The sequence below is a fragment of the Legionella sp. 39-23 genome, from assembly GCF_001897665.1.
GTDB lineage: Bacteria > Pseudomonadota > Gammaproteobacteria > Legionellales > Legionellaceae > Legionella > Legionella steelei.
On sequence record NZ_MKTO01000029.1, the window covers coordinates 43,153 to 57,700 of the forward strand.

Consider the following 14,548-nt stretch of genomic DNA (forward strand, 5'->3'; position numbering starts at 1 on the left):
CAAAAAGATCTTCCTCATACATGGGAATTTTATTGCTCCATACACATTGTTTCACCTGAGGAGAAAAAATGCGGCTGAAGATAGAAGACACTGATGATGCGAATATTTTTATCTACGGTAAAAGAGGGCAAGATGAAACCAATCTTATTCTTTTGGCTAAGGCAGAATGGTTAAGCCAGCAATCGAAAGCCTCCTCCTTAAAAATCACTCAGTTGCAAGAAAACGGTGGTAAGTTATGGTTGATACGAGACAGTCAGGTAAAGGGATTGCTCACTGTTCAATCTATTAGCTGGGATAAAGAGAGTGCTCAATGGCAGGTAAATATGCCTCAGCGTTATATGCTATCCAATGCTCAAGGATGGATTGTTAATAATGCGAACCCACAAAGTGAAACATTTTTTGATATTGCCGATGCAGCGGGTGGAATTATCCACATGACTGAGGAGAATACACAACCTCATCTGCCTGGATTACTAAAAGTTTTATCTGAAAATGGTTATGAAGTAGAAAATAGAGTTAATCCCAAAAAGGGACAAGAAACAACATCTATAGGTTATACCGCCTACATTACGGACGCATACATTCGCAAAGGCGATTCATCTGGCCCAGAACTGGAGTCTACAACAGTCGATTTGCCAGAAGGTATGCTTATCGCACTTTCTTGCCCATTGACAACAATAAAGTCAGGGCAAATGAAAGTGATGAAAGATCCCGTTACCTGGGTACAAGATGGTATAAGTTATGAACGTGCTAATTTATTGGAAAGATACCCTGGTTTGGAAGAGGGAACGGACTTTTATCCCAATACCAGACTCAAAACCATTATTAATTACGTCTCCGCAACGTCTTTAAGTCCCGAAGAGTATTGGGCAAAATTACAGAAAGTAGAAGAAGATATCAGAGATCCGATATTATTTAATGTCATGAATGAGCCTGTTTTAAGTCCTAGTGGCCATTCATTTGAAAAGAGTTCTATAACGAAATGGATAAACAGTAAACAAGTGAATCTGCCCACCATGAGTAATACCTTTCCTATTCCAGATCCAATGACCAATCAAAATATTAGAGATAAGCCTTTGGTGAATAATATAAACTTACTACAGTTTATTAAAGCGTGGCCCGATTTTTACATGCAACATGAGTATAAATTGACTATTTCAGCATTTGAGGAAACACAAACGAGTTTAGGTGTATAATTAACGTCATCAACTTGCTCTATTGAGCCTACATTCATTTTTTATGGTATAGTTTTTTATGGCAATTTAATAAGGACGTTTTGGGGCATGCATAAGGAATATCAAGGTGTGGTCACACGATTTCTCCGCCAGGATGAACGACTTATCTTATCCGAAGAAAATGAAATGCCACTGGTGATCGAAGCTAATGGCTCTTCGGATTTTAGTTTCCTGCAACAATTTCTTGCTTCCAACTCTCATCACATTCTTGATGATATAGCCCGTTATGGTGCTGTGCTATTAAGAGGTTTTAATATTGAGACTGATAAGCAATTTGAGCAGATTATTCTAAGTATTCCCGAGTTTCGCGGCATTAGCGAAGCGTTTATGTCTGAAAATGGCCGGGTTCATGTCGATGATCTCAAGTACGTTTTACATACCAATTCAGTTTATAAAACTGGAGGAACACTTTATCTTGGTGGGTTTCATACTGAAAATTATTATTCCACCGATGTTCCCAGTTATCTTTGTTTTTGTTGTTTTCAACCATCAGAATTAGGTGGGGAAACAGGTTTAATTAATACACAAAAAATTTACAACCATTTGCAGGATGAACTGCAGCAGAAACTAGAAAAAAATTCCTTTTTTGTCTGTAAATGGTCTCTTGCCGAAATTGCAGACCGCTATCAGATCACCCAATCTGCAGTAGACAAAATATGTAGTCACTTTAAGCTTCCTATAATCGGTGAGGGTGAAGATCGGTTTGTTTTAATGTATAAACCAAGTGTCTTAGAGCATCCAAAAACTAAAGAGAAAGCATTGCAAATCAATATGTTTGAACTTCCCACATTAAACTATGAACTAAGAAAATGCTTTATGAACGACTATAAGGGGAAGACTTGGTTTTGGCATCGTTTTTTTTGGAAATTACCCACGCCAATTTTTAATTCGATAGAGAAACTCGCGATTATGTTTATTTCTTTTTTTAACTCACCAAAGAATTCATATAACATTTTGCGTACCAAACTATCTAATTTTAAAGCAAGCAGAAAAGCGAAGCGCTTTTCAGCGAATACAGTGAAAGTAGGAAGTTGTTTTAACGCCAAAGAAGTGAAAGAGCTCGCCCAGTCCATGCGTAATTATTATTCGTCTTGTTTGTGGAAAAAAGGGGATGTATTGCTTATTGATAATAAAAAAGTGATGCATGCAGGGATGCCTGGAATGGGCTCCAGGTTGGTTCGTGCAATGATTTGTAATCCTCTTGATATGAGTTATTCCGTCTCTGAATCGGGTTCTTTAGTAGCCAAAGAGCGCACCGGTGACACAATTGGTGCTTATATGGCTAAAGGATCTGTGTCATAAATTAAGAGCTTGTTAATTAATTGTATCAATTGTATCAAGAAATTTTTTGGTCATAAATTATGGCTGACTAAAAAACCTCATTAAAGAATATTTTTTAACCAAATAGGTCAAATAAAGTTTATTTTGCATTTACATTTGCGCTCCATAAATGTATAATTTTTTTTCAAGTTGATTTGTTTTATGCGTTTTAAGGCGGGGTAATGAAAGCTAAGTTTTTTGATAATTTACCCAAGGTGCTTAATCGGGTTGTTGACAAGTACCTCAATTCTAGCGACTCATCTCATCTTGCGAGAACCTCAAGAACTACTCATGCCCTATCGAAGCTTTCTCCATTGCCTCTTTCACAACGTCAGCCTTTAAGGACATTCTTAGGTCATGTCGTACAGGGTGAGCATGGGCAAATACAAACGATGTTGCGACAAGATATTCGACTGCTTATTCAAAGAGATAACGTAAAAGATTACTCAGGCCGTGCATTTGATTGCATTAGTGGCTTTGAATATGCGCTATGGGCTTTAGACAAACACCTGTGGACTGATATGTTGGCCTGTTTACCTAAAGATGAGAAGGGGCAATTGACTGAAGAAGGTCAAGCTATTGTTCTGGAGTTGCTCCACCAATATGAGAATGTGAAGACTAAAGGAGTGAGGTACCAACTCAATGAAATGAATAAAATAGAGTCTCATTATGATTTCGCCATTATTGACGCATTGCAAAAACAAGCAAATGCTCAAAATGCTCTTGGAGCTAATCTTGCAACTAAAAATTGGGATGCTGCTGACCTGCAGTGGCGTACAGGTGTTGGTGGGGCGCAGCGGATGGCACCTATGCACGTAGTTGATGAGTATTGTTCGAATACACCTTTTGAGCCTGTACCAACATTCGTTGCGCGCCCCACACCTGCGAGAGGCTTGCGCCAGTTTTATAATTGGCTATCTAAGGCTTGGGAGCCTTGGTGCGATGCAAACTCTAGGTTGGGTTTTGATTTGGCTATATATAAGGCCGGCGCGGCGGGGTGGGCCCCCTGGGGCATGGAGCGCAGCGGGTTAGCCGGCACAGATTTAGCCGCCATGACGGCGTTATGTAAAACAAGAACAGAAGATTTTATCTTGCTAGAAGCCCAGCTGAAGTCCTTACTGATTGTTGGGGAACAGCCGCGCTCGGTTCCTGGTCCTTAATTACCAGAGCTCGCTTTGCATGGTGCTGAAGGAGTCGCAAGGCATAATAGCCTGTGTGCTCATCCCAAAATCATAATAGGACGTCGTGATATAACCAGTTGGTCATTGTTCTTGTCCACCACACACACCATCGGTGCAAGTACAGGAGGATACGTCGGGCAGAAAACCGATCTTTGACTATCACTTGAACTTACTCGCGCGCTTTTCGCAGGGTTGGTGCGTGAGGCACGAACTCTGTTGGTCGGTGAAACTGATTCTCGGGTTGCCTGGTTGGTTCTACCCCCCACACACGTCAATAAGAAATAGCACGAGCAAGTTCAGCACCTAAGCGGGCATTATTTTTAATTAAAGCGATATTGGCAAGTAAACTTTTTCCTTGGGTCAGTTGCGTTACTTCTGATAGTAGAAAAGGGGTTAATGCTTTTCCAGAAATATTATTTTGTTCTGCTTTTTGTATGGCATTCCTGATCACGGGTTCAATTATTTCCATGGGAATATTAAATTCTGTAGGAATGGGATTAGTGATTAAGACACCTGAAGACATACCTATCTCCCAATGAGCGGTTAATATATTGGCAAGGGTTGGTATATCATCTGCCCAGATCGGCAACTGATAATGGGTTGCATCAGTATAAAAAGCAGGTAACACCTTCGTGCGATAACCAATGACAGGCACGCTCATAGTTTCTAAAAACTCTAAGGTTCGTGGCAGGTCAAGAATTGCTTTGGCTCCTGCACAAATGACCGCGATCGGTGTTCTTGAAATCTCAATTAAATCAGCGGAAACATCCTGTGCATCACCACGATGAACGCCACCAATTCCGCCCGTAGCAAATAATTTAATCCCGGCCTTCGCTGCACAAAATAAGGTTGCAGCAACCGTAGTTCCCGCAGAATGTTTGTTGGCTATTATGAACGGTAAATCGCGTCGACTGGCTTTCAACACATTTTTATTGCATGCAAATTGTTGTAATTCATCTGCGGTTAAACCAATTTTTATTTTCCCCTCAATCACCGCAATGGTTGCTGGCGTTACATTTTGGTCACGCACAATTTGCTCGACTGCCCGTGCTGTTTCAAAATTATCCGGGTAGGGCATGCCATGAGAAATGATGGTGGATTCTAATGCTAATATTGGCTTTTGATGCTCAAGGGCTGATTGTACTTCTGGGGAATAATCAAAAAACTGTTGCATGATCGAGTTCTCTTTCTGTAGGTGATAATTGAATTTTTTTTAGTAGGCCATGATTAATGTGTTCATTTACTGTATGGCTAGATTGTATGGTTAAAGCTGCCATCGCGGCTCCTGTTTGACAGGCGTCAATTATAGGGGCGTTGTGTTTTAATTCATAAAGAATACCAGCAATAAATGCATCGCCTGCGCCACTGACATCAACTATCGGGTTGATAGAAAACGCCGGGAAATGTTGTTGTATGCGTTCATTAATAAGTACATAACCGGCTTTACCCAAACTGATAATGCAGTTTTTAACCCCTTTATCCAGCAATAATTTACCTGCTTTGATGCAATCAGATACTGAATGAATACGCATATCAGTCAATGCTTCCGCTTCGAAACGGTCGGGTTTCAGTAAAAAAATATGTTCCAGACAAGGCGGGAGTTTTTGGGCCTTGCTTACTGAAACCGGATCAATACATATCTTAATATTTTGAGTACGTGCCATGTGAATTGCATACTCGATGATTGTTTGTGGTAAGTTGCTGTCTAAAAAAACAAGGTCGTCATTATTCCATTCATGCCAGGATTGAGTGAACTGGCTAAAAGGAACATGATCGAAAATGTCCATATCCGCTAAAGCCAGGAACAACTCTCCTTCATTATCAAGAATGACATCATAATGAGCTGTAGGTTGATTATGCAGGGTAAGAATATTCTGGATGTGGATATTTAGGCGTTTTAAATTGGCCAGGGCCTCCAGTCCATGGTTATCTTGACCTACAACACTGCAAAGATGCACGTTATCTGTCAACAACGCCAGATTTTTAGCGACATTATGTGCCACGCCACCAAATGTTGAGATCGATGAAACTGGGTTGGACGTTCTTAATTGCAGTGGATGCTTCGATGTGAGTTTTCTATCAATAGTGATGCCACCGACACAAATTATTTTTCTATTCATTAATAGATTAAAAAATGATAGGGGTAATGCATCATAGCATGAAATTAAAAATTAAAATAAAACAACAGAGCCCATTATTTTGCTATATTTTCTGAAAATAATGTATAAGGAAAAAAAATCATGGGACTTTTAGTCGATGGTCAATGGCATGATGTTTGGTATGACACTGCGAAAACGGGCGGTGAATTCAAACGCGAACCGACTCATTTTCATGCTGCAATTAGTCAAGATGCTCAGGCACGATTTCCTGCTGAAAAGGGACGTTATCATTTGTACGTATCCCTGGCTTGTCCATGGGCACATCGGACTTTGATCTTCAGAAAACTCAAGAAACTGGAAGATTTTATTGATGTCTCTATCGTGCATCCACATATGCTTGAAAAGGGGTGGACATTTAAAAAAGAGATGGGAGCCACGGGTGATGTGCTTTATGGATTGAATTATTTATATGAGCTTTATGTACAGGCAGACAGCAAATACACGGGCAGAGTAACCGTACCTGTGTTATGGGATAAAAAAGAAAAAACAATTGTTAATAATGAATCAGCGGAAATTATTCGTCAGTTTAATCAGGCATTTAATCATTTGACTGGAGATAATCAAGATTTTTATCCAGAATCATTACGTCCCGAAATTGATGCATTGAATGGGCAAATTTATAATGCAATTAATAATGGGGTTTATCGTTGTGGCTTTGCGACAACACAACAGGCCTATGAAGAGGCCTATGTTGCATTATTTCTCTTGCTTGATGAGTTAGATATGCGCTTACGCAAGCAAAAATATTTGCTGGGAGCGCAGTTAACTGAGGCTGATTGGCGCTTTTTTACAACGTTAATTCGTTTTGATGCCGTATATTACGGTCATTTCAAAACAAATCAACAACGAATTGGTGATTATGCAGGACTCCAACCTTATTTGGAGCGACTGTATCATCATCCTGGGGTGCGTGAAACGGTAAATTTATTACATATTAAGCAACATTATTATTTTAGTCATAAAACCATAAACCCAACACAAATCGTTCCTTTAGGGCCCAAATTGGATTTTTAATTAATTGGTGTGAACTGTTAAATTTGTGCTATACCAACTGTTGAGTTTATTGGGTACGCAGTGCCCGGATTATGCTAATCCGGGCTACAAAAGTGCAATAGCATGGCCTCAAGATGGTTGTTACACAGTTTGCATAATTGTTTTTATCATAGCAAAAGCAAATTTTAGTGGGGATGGCGATGGCAACATCCTGCACCAGGTTGATCCAGGATCAAAAGAGGTTTATTTACTTTTGTGTTTCTTTTGCAAATCTTTTTTCACCCAATTAATTAACCCACCCTCAATAAGCAATTCGATTTGACGTTTGGATAGAGTTTGTTCTACCTCCACATCCTTATTATTTATTTTTATTTTAAAAGATTCTTTCTCCAGAATGTCAGGTAAGTTTTTGACTTCAACGACATCATCTAAGTGGATGGCATCGTAATCCTTAGGATTTTTAAAAACTAAGGGCAAAATGCCGAAATTGATCAGATTTTGCCAATGAATGCGGGCAAAACTTTTGGCGATAACTATCCGTAAACCGAGATAACGAGGAGCCAATGCAGCATGCTCTCGACTTGAGCCTTGACCATAATTTTCTCCACCTATGATCACATGGCCTTGTTTATGCTTTTTAGTACGCTCTGCATAATCTGGATCGACGTGACCGAAGGTAAATTCACTAATTTTAGGAATATTGCTGCGATAAGGAAGAACCTTAGCGCCGGCTGGAGAAATTTCATCGGTAGAAATATTATCTTCTACCTTAAGTAAAACTGGTATGCTCAAAGAATGTGGCAAGGGCTCAAATTCAGGCAAGCTGACTATATTCGGACCTTTGACTAATTTTATTTTTTTTGCTTCTTCTAAGGGTAAAGGAGCTTCGAAGCAGGCGTGGTTTAATATCCTTTGCTTAGGCGCTTTGATTTCAGGATAAGGCATTTCTAATGTTCTAGGATCGGTAATTACCCCGGTTAATGCTGATGCCGCGGCAGTTTCTGGGCTGCACAGAAAAACTTTATCTTCTTCAGTTCCTGAGCGTCCAGGAAAATTTCTTGGTACGGTACGTAAGCTATTTTTTTCTGTCGCAGGAGCTTGTCCCATCCCAATGCATCCATTACATCCTGCCTGATGAATACGAGCACCAGAATGAATAAGACTTCCTAAATGTCCATCACGCACCAATTCCTCTAAGGTGGTACGAGAAGTTGGATTAATATCAAATGATACATTAGGATGGATGGTTCGGCCTTTTACCATTTCAGCGGCAACTGCAAAATCACGATACCCTGGATTGGCAGAAGAGCCAATGTAGGTCTGATACACTTCTTGTCCTGCTATTTCTGCAACTGGAACTACATTGCCTGGACTGGTGGGTTTGGCAATGAGTGGTACCAGTTTCGATAAGTTGATTTCTACATGTTCATCATAGGATGCATTTTTGTCTGCTTTTAATTCCAGCCAGTCTTGTTCGCGACCTTCGCTGTGCAAGAATTCTTTAGTGATTTCATCTGAAGGAAATACGGTCGTGGTAGCGCCTAATTCAGCACCCATATTGGCAATTACGTGTCTGTCCATAGCACTTAAGTGCTTTAAGCCTTCTCCATAATACTCAAGGATGTAACCCACTCCACCTTTTACATCATAACGACGCAGCATTTCTAGAATCACATCTTTTGCACTGACCCATTTGGGTAATGCCCCAATTAAATGAATACCCATCACTTTAGGCATTTTGATATACAGAGGGTAACCTGCTATGGCCATTGCCACTTCCAGGCCACCAGAACCAATGGCAATCATTCCTAGAGAGCCCGCAGCACAAGTGTGACTGTCTGAGCCGGTTAATGTTTTACCCGGTTTGCCAAAATTTTGCATGTGTACGGCATGACTGATGCCATTTCCTGGTCGGCTAAAATAAAAACCAAATCGTCGGGCTGCACTGGCAAGGAAAAGGTGGTCGTCAGGATTTTTATTGTCTTCTTGAATCAGATTATGATCGACATATTGAACGGAAATCTCTGCTTGTGTACGTTCAAGTTTTATGGCTTCTAATTCGAGCATGACCAGGGTTCCGGTTGCATCTTGACACAGTGTTTGATCAATTTTTAAGGCGATTTCTTTCCCTGGCTCCATTTTACCTTCAAGAAGATGGGCCTTGAGGATCTTTTCGGTCACATTCATTGCTATTTCCTCCTTGAGAACAGCTAATTGTTAAAATATAGCACAGTGTCATAAATATAGTTCAAAAGATGACAGTATGGATTATGAGGAGGAGAAAAGGCATTAAGGCTGATTATGTCTAGTCTTTCATGAGCATATTGTGCGACCTCAAGAAGTATGAACTAAACTTCAGGGTGATGGAGCGTATTGGAGAATATGGCATGAATTACGTTGATCGAAATCAAGCCGGCCGTGTTCTAGCGGACTCGCTTAAGGATTATGCGAACAAACCGGATGTGATTGTATTGGCATTACCGCGAGGTGGTGTGCCTGTAGCTTATGAAGTAACGAAGAAGCTATCGCTCCCGCTCGATATTTTTATTGTACGTAAACTCGGTGTTCCTGGACATGAAGAGTTCGCTATGGGAGCTATCGCTTCTGGAGGCGTCGTTGTATTTAATGAAGAGGTAGTCAAGAGGCTGCACATACAAAAAGATGCGATTGCTACAATTCAAAAATCAGAGCAAGAAGAGTTATCACGGCGTGAGCTGGTTTATCGTGGCAAGAGACCTGCTCCTGAAATATCTAAAAAAACGGTAATTCTTGTGGACGATGGCATTGCCACAGGCTATACAATGCGTGCGGCAATTGCAGCACTGAAACAGAAAAAACCAGCAAAAATTATCGTTGCAGTCCCAGTTGCACCGCGATCAACTTGTAATGAAATTGCTGCTTTAGTTGATAAGTTTATTTGTCCAATGCGTCCGTCTAATTTTCATGCGGTAGGGTTATGGTACAATAATTTTTCACAAACTACAGATGATGACGTGATGAAGCTATTGCAGCAAAGGTAGCCCACGTTTATTGAGTTTTTTTGTCAACGAATTAACTAACATGTGGGGTTGTTTGCTGTGTTTCAGTACTCTAAAATCAAACCACATTGGCTCAATCTAGCGATAGTCAGCAGATCCTAAATTAAGTAATAAACAAGAAACATTGAGGGACAAGAGATGAATAATTTAACGAATAAAATTATTTTAGTTACTGGGGCATCAAGTGGCATTGGTCAAGCGTGCGCGCGCTTATGTGCACAATATGGGGCTCGGTTGATACTCTGTGCCCGACGTGTGGAACGCCTTGAGGCTTTGGCAAAAGAATTAAGTCAACATTATGGTCAACAACACTATGTACTACCTTTAGATGTATGTGATCGTGAGCAAGTAAAAAAACAATTAAATTCTTTACCCAACCAGTGGCAAGCTATAGATGTACTCATTAATAATGCAGGATTAGCATTGGATACGTTGCCATTGCAGCAGGGGATTGAAGCGCATTGGGATATTATGATTGATACCAATATTAAAGGGCTGTTATACGTCAGCCGAGCTTTGATTCCCGGAATGTTGGAGCGAGGTCGTGGCCATGTAGTGAACATCAGCTCTATAGCAGGACATGAGTGTTATCCAAATGGTAATGTTTATTGTGCAACGAAACATGCAGTGCATGCGCTTTCAAAATCAATGAGACTGGATATGCTTGGTAAACCAGTTCGTATTACGGAAATTGCCCCAGGTGCAGTCGAAACTGAGTTTAGTGAAGTGCGATGGAATGACAAACAAAAGGCAAAAACGTTTTATGAGGACTTTCATCCTTTATCGGCCGAAGATATAGCGGATGCGATAGTTTATTGTATTACCCGCCCACAACATGTAGATATCGAAGAAATGACAATTATGCCCACAGTGCAAGCCTCTGCGAATCATTTATATCGAGACAAGGAATAAGTAAAGTTTGCACAAAAATTGTGCACATGCGAGCTACGTAGTCTATCCTTTATACATATGGGTGATACTTATTCCGGCTGAACCATTTAATAACTTCAGGTTAGGAGGTTGTTTTGGAGAGTGGTGTGCAGGCCTATGTGGTCAGTGGGACGCCTTAAGCTCTACATAAACCTACAAAGTGGATCATGTAAGAGGCTCAGGATCTGGAAAGGTTTCGCCTATATAATCACATCAAAATTAGAATAAAAAACAGTCATTTTGATTAAATAATGTTCTTGTCTTATACTTAAGCTACCATAATTAGATTTGTGAATAAGAGTCTGGAGGCTATTATGAGAAAACTAATTATTTCTGTAGTCTTAAGTGCCCCTCTTTTTTTATCCGCGTTGCCTGCTTCTGCTTCGGCTCTACCCTCCGCCCTTGAAAATCCAGCACAAAGAACAGATGCCTCGGTAGTCGCAAATAATAATTTACCTGCCGCAGGTGCAAAATATGCCTATTGGCATAGATGGCATCGTTGGCATAGGTGGCACCATTGGCATAGATGGCATCATTGGCACTATTGGCATCGGTGGTAATTTTTAGGATTTAAAGTATCAATAAATAGGAAGGGATTATGAACAGATTGATTCTTGCTTTAATCATGGTCAGTTCTATGCTTTTGGTAGCTGGCTGTGTTACGGAACGAGTTTACTATACTCCCACCTATACTCCTGCATACGCATATTCCGTTGGATATTATCATACCAGTCCTTACTGGGATATTGATTATTACAATGATAATGATGCTTATTATTATGGTTATGACGATTTGGGAGATGTAGGTTACTGGGGAATGTATGACTCTTATCAGGTTTATTAACTGATAATTCTACTGTCTTGGTCAAATGGCGAGATTTTCTGTGTTTCTATACTCTAAAATCTCACCATTAGCTCAATCTTGCGAATTGCCAACAGCTTCTGGTGTTCGCTCAATCAACTTAAAGTTGAACTTCCTCAAAATGTGAGGAAGTTATATTATTCTTTGGCACGAGATACGTATTCGCCTTTACGGGTATCTACTTTAATTAGTTCACCAGTTTGTACGAATAAGGGCACACGAACTACGGCTCCTGTTTCTAAGGTGGCTGGCTTTCCACCGCCTCCAGAAGTATCGCCTTTTAATCCAGGATCTGTTTCCGTAATTTCCAAAATCACAAAGTTTGGTGGCGTGACTTGTATGGGCTCATTATTCCAGAGCGTTATAATGCAAATATCCTGTTCTTTTAACCATTGTTCTGCATCAGCAAGTACTTCTTTACCTAAAGCATATTGTTCAAAATTATCAGGAACCATAAAGTGCCATTGTTCCCCATCATTATACAAATATTGCATTTCCACATCGGCAACATCAGCTGAAGGTAATGTGTCTCCCGATTTGAATGTACGCTCCACAACACGACCTGTTTTTAAGTTGCGGATTTTAATGCGAGTAAAAGCTTGTCCTTTTCCGGGTTTTACAAACTCACAATCGAGAATGGTACATGGGGCGTCATCAACCATTACTTTCAAGCCATTTTTAAATTCATTGGTGCTATAAATTGCCATTAGTACTCCAGAGTTGAGATTTTGTTTGGTTTTAGTTAAAGTTCGCACAGTTTATCAAGTCTGTGTAATTAATGCGAGATACCTCTTTAAGTTGGCAAAAAAAATTGGCGCAAGGTTTTGCTTCAGTTAATGAATTATTAGAATTTTTAGAGCTGCCCTTATCTACTGGGAATTTACATGCTGAAAAGCAATTTCCTAGTCGTGTGCCTCTGGGATTCGCGCAGCGTATGCAAAAAGGAAATCCCCGTGATCCTTTATTACTCCAAGTTTTAGCTACTGAAAATGAATTACAAGTCAGTGAAGAGTACGGTCTTGATCCTTTAGAAGAGCATGACAATACCCCAATTCGTGGATTAATGCATAAATATTACGGTCGGGTTTTATTAACCTTAACGGGTGTTTGTGCTGTAAATTGTCGTTATTGTTTCCGCAGACATTTCCCCTATCAAGAGAATAACCCTGGCCGGAATGGGTTAAAAGCAATTTGTGATTACATTGCCCAAGATTCCAGCATTACCGAAGTCATTTTGAGTGGAGGTGATCCTCTGTTGGCATCTGATTTGGTTTTAGCTGAATTAATAAAACAATTGGAAGAAATTCCACATCTGCATACGTTACGTATCCATACCCGAATTCCCGTGGTTTTTCCCGAGCGAATTGATCAGGGATTACTTTCAATATTAAAAAATACCCGCTTTAATAAAGTGATTGTCCTGCATTGTAATCATGCGCAAGAACTGGATGAGTCTGTGCGACATGTGCTTCATGAGTTACAACAAATTGGATGTTATTTGCTAAACCAAGCCGTATTACTTGCAGGAATCAATGATGATGCTCAGATTTTGGCTGATTTAAGCCAAACTTTATTTGCATACGGCGTTTTGCCTTATTATTTACATCAACTGGATAAGGTGCAAGGAGCAACTCATTTTGATTTAGCTTTTGCGACAATACAATCGATTTATAAGCAATTACAAAACCTCCTGCCAGGATACCTGTTGCCACGCTTAGTATGTGAAGAACCAGGAAAGCTAAGTAAAACCCTACTTATTTAGGGTTTGTTGAGCCTGAGAAGATAGAGTAGTGTTTGCCTTATTTTCCTTAAATTGCAGTACAATGTCTTTTATCCAAAATGGAAGAAATTTTTTTTTAAGAGATAGCGAATGAAGAAATTACCTGTGTTATCCCCTGGCGATTCTATAGAAATCATTGCACCATCATCTCGAAGTACAGACAGTCAATTGCTTGCATTGCAAGAATTATTGGCGTCTTGGGGATTAAATTGTATTGTGCAGGAAGATATTTTTGCTCGAGATTTGCTTTGTGCCAATACCGATGAAATGCGTTTTAACCATTTAAAAAATGCGCTTCTAAATCCTAATACTAAAGCGGTCATTTGTGTGCGAGGTGGTTATGGTGCTACGCGCTTAATTCCAAAATTAGCAACGCTTCATCCTCCAGAAATGACTAAAATATTTATTGGTATAAGTGACATTACCTGTCTGCATCTCTATTTACAACAACATTGGGGTTGGCCAACAATACATGGTGCTGCAGCACCCGATAAATTTTCCAAAGAATCGATCGCGGCAGTAAAGTCAATTTTGTTTGGTGATACTCCCAGTCAGTTCAATGATTTAATCCCTCTGAACAAACAGGCAAAGAAAGAGGGCATGATTAAAGGCCAGGTAACTGGTGGTAATCTAGCAATTGTACAATCAGGGATTGGTACGAGCTGGCACATGGATGGACGTGATAAAATTATTTTACTTGAAGAAGTTGGTGAGCGAGGATACCGTGTTGATCGAATGCTGGAGCATTTAGAGCAAGCAAAGGTTTTTTCCAATGCAACTGCAATCATATTGGGTGATTTTCTCGAGGGTCTTGAGCCCAATGGCTCCTCTTTGATTGAACCTGTCTTACAGCGTTTTGCTGAACACAGTGCTATTCCAGTACTAAGAATTGCAGGAATAGGCCATGGGGCGATTAATTATCCTATCCCTTTGGGAACGGAGGTACATCTGCAATTGGGTGCTCAGCCTCAGTTAACCTGTTTTCGATAAAAAAATAGCCTGGGTTTCCTTGCCGCTTTTTAGCCTGGGTGCCGCTGCGTAGCACCTATG

14 protein-coding genes are annotated in these 14,548 nt (G+C 40.2%); 10 read left to right on the forward strand and 4 right to left on the reverse strand.

Annotation, left to right across the window (positions count from 1 at the left end; all coding sequences use genetic code 11):
• Positions 1-68 precede the first annotated feature (68 nt).
• From BGO44_RS11005 to BGO44_RS11015, 3 genes are all read left to right on the forward strand, one after another.
• Complete coding sequence (locus tag BGO44_RS11005) at positions 69-1,196, forward strand: U-box domain-containing protein (protein WP_058509272.1); 1,128 nt, start codon at positions 69-71, stop codon at positions 1,194-1,196.
• An 87-nt stretch (positions 1,197-1,283) separates the two neighbouring features.
• Positions 1,284-2,537 (forward strand): TauD/TfdA family dioxygenase, encoded by a 1,254-nt coding sequence (locus tag BGO44_RS11010; RefSeq protein WP_058509273.1) that lies wholly within the window; start codon positions 1,284-1,286, stop codon positions 2,535-2,537.
• A 200-nt stretch (positions 2,538-2,737) separates the two neighbouring features.
• Positions 2,738-3,715 carry a Dot/Icm T4SS effector CpeA-related protein gene (locus tag BGO44_RS11015; protein ID WP_058509274.1) on the forward strand — a complete coding sequence of 326 codons (978 nt, stop codon included), beginning with the start codon at positions 2,738-2,740 and terminating at the stop codon, positions 3,713-3,715.
• Between the two features lie 292 nt (positions 3,716-4,007).
• Here BGO44_RS11015 and BGO44_RS11020 read toward each other — a convergent pair whose 3' ends face one another.
• Together BGO44_RS11020 and BGO44_RS11025 are read right to left on the reverse strand one after the other, a co-directional pair.
• Positions 4,008-4,910, reverse strand: a complete 903-nt coding sequence (locus tag BGO44_RS11020; protein WP_058509275.1) for a pseudouridine-5'-phosphate glycosidase — start codon at positions 4,908-4,910, stop codon at positions 4,008-4,010.
• Positions 4,894-5,856 carry a carbohydrate kinase family protein gene (locus BGO44_RS11025; RefSeq protein ID WP_058509276.1) on the reverse strand — a complete coding sequence of 321 codons (963 nt, stop codon included), beginning with the start codon at positions 5,854-5,856 and terminating at the stop codon, positions 4,894-4,896. Before BGO44_RS11025 ends, BGO44_RS11020 begins: the two co-directional genes overlap by 17 nt.
• A 120-nt stretch (positions 5,857-5,976) precedes the next feature.
• Between BGO44_RS11025 and BGO44_RS11030 the strand changes: the two genes are divergently transcribed.
• Complete coding sequence (locus BGO44_RS11030) at positions 5,977-6,909, forward strand: glutathione S-transferase family protein (protein ID WP_058509277.1); 933 nt, start codon at positions 5,977-5,979, stop codon at positions 6,907-6,909.
• Between the two features lie 222 nt (positions 6,910-7,131).
• Here the strand turns inward: BGO44_RS11030 and BGO44_RS11035 are convergent, their stop codons facing one another.
• Positions 7,132-9,075: an aconitate hydratase gene (locus tag BGO44_RS11035; RefSeq protein WP_058509278.1), complete on the reverse strand. Its 1,944-nt coding sequence runs from the start codon at positions 9,073-9,075 to the stop codon at positions 7,132-7,134.
• Between the two features lie 200 nt (positions 9,076-9,275).
• On the opposite strand from BGO44_RS11035, the gene BGO44_RS11040 reads away from it, so the two are divergent.
• From BGO44_RS11040 to BGO44_RS11055, 4 genes are all read left to right on the forward strand, one after another.
• Positions 9,276-9,908: a phosphoribosyltransferase gene (locus BGO44_RS11040; RefSeq protein ID WP_273200302.1), complete on the forward strand. Its 633-nt coding sequence runs from the start codon at positions 9,276-9,278 to the stop codon at positions 9,906-9,908.
• A 156-nt stretch (positions 9,909-10,064) separates the two neighbouring features.
• The gene (locus BGO44_RS11045) at positions 10,065-10,838 is read left to right on the forward strand and encodes an SDR family oxidoreductase (protein WP_273200300.1); all 774 of its coding nucleotides are present in this window, start codon (positions 10,065-10,067) and stop codon (positions 10,836-10,838) included.
• 332 nt (positions 10,839-11,170) lie between these two features.
• On the forward strand, positions 11,171-11,416 hold the full coding sequence (locus tag BGO44_RS11050; RefSeq protein WP_273200296.1) for a hypothetical protein: 246 nt from the start codon (positions 11,171-11,173) through the stop codon (positions 11,414-11,416).
• A 38-nt stretch (positions 11,417-11,454) separates the two neighbouring features.
• A complete protein-coding gene (locus tag BGO44_RS11055) occupies positions 11,455-11,700 on the forward strand; it encodes a hypothetical protein (RefSeq protein WP_058509282.1) in 246 nt (81 codons plus the stop codon).
• 155 nt (positions 11,701-11,855) lie between these two features.
• Here the strand turns inward: BGO44_RS11055 and efp are convergent, their stop codons facing one another.
• The gene (efp, locus tag BGO44_RS11060; RefSeq protein WP_058509283.1) at positions 11,856-12,425 is read right to left on the reverse strand and encodes an elongation factor P; all 570 of its coding nucleotides are present in this window, start codon (positions 12,423-12,425) and stop codon (positions 11,856-11,858) included.
• A 71-nt stretch (positions 12,426-12,496) separates the two neighbouring features.
• Here efp and epmB point away from each other — a divergent pair, with 71 nt between their 5' ends.
• Both epmB and BGO44_RS11070 read left to right on the forward strand, forming a co-directional pair.
• Positions 12,497-13,480 carry an EF-P beta-lysylation protein EpmB gene (gene epmB / locus BGO44_RS11065; protein ID WP_058509284.1) on the forward strand — a complete coding sequence of 328 codons (984 nt, stop codon included), beginning with the start codon at positions 12,497-12,499 and terminating at the stop codon, positions 13,478-13,480.
• A 108-nt stretch (positions 13,481-13,588) separates the two neighbouring features.
• Entirely contained in the window at positions 13,589-14,488 is a 900-nt protein-coding gene (locus BGO44_RS11070; RefSeq protein ID WP_273200291.1) for a S66 peptidase family protein, read from the forward strand.
• The last annotated feature ends 60 nt before the right edge of the window (positions 14,489-14,548 follow it).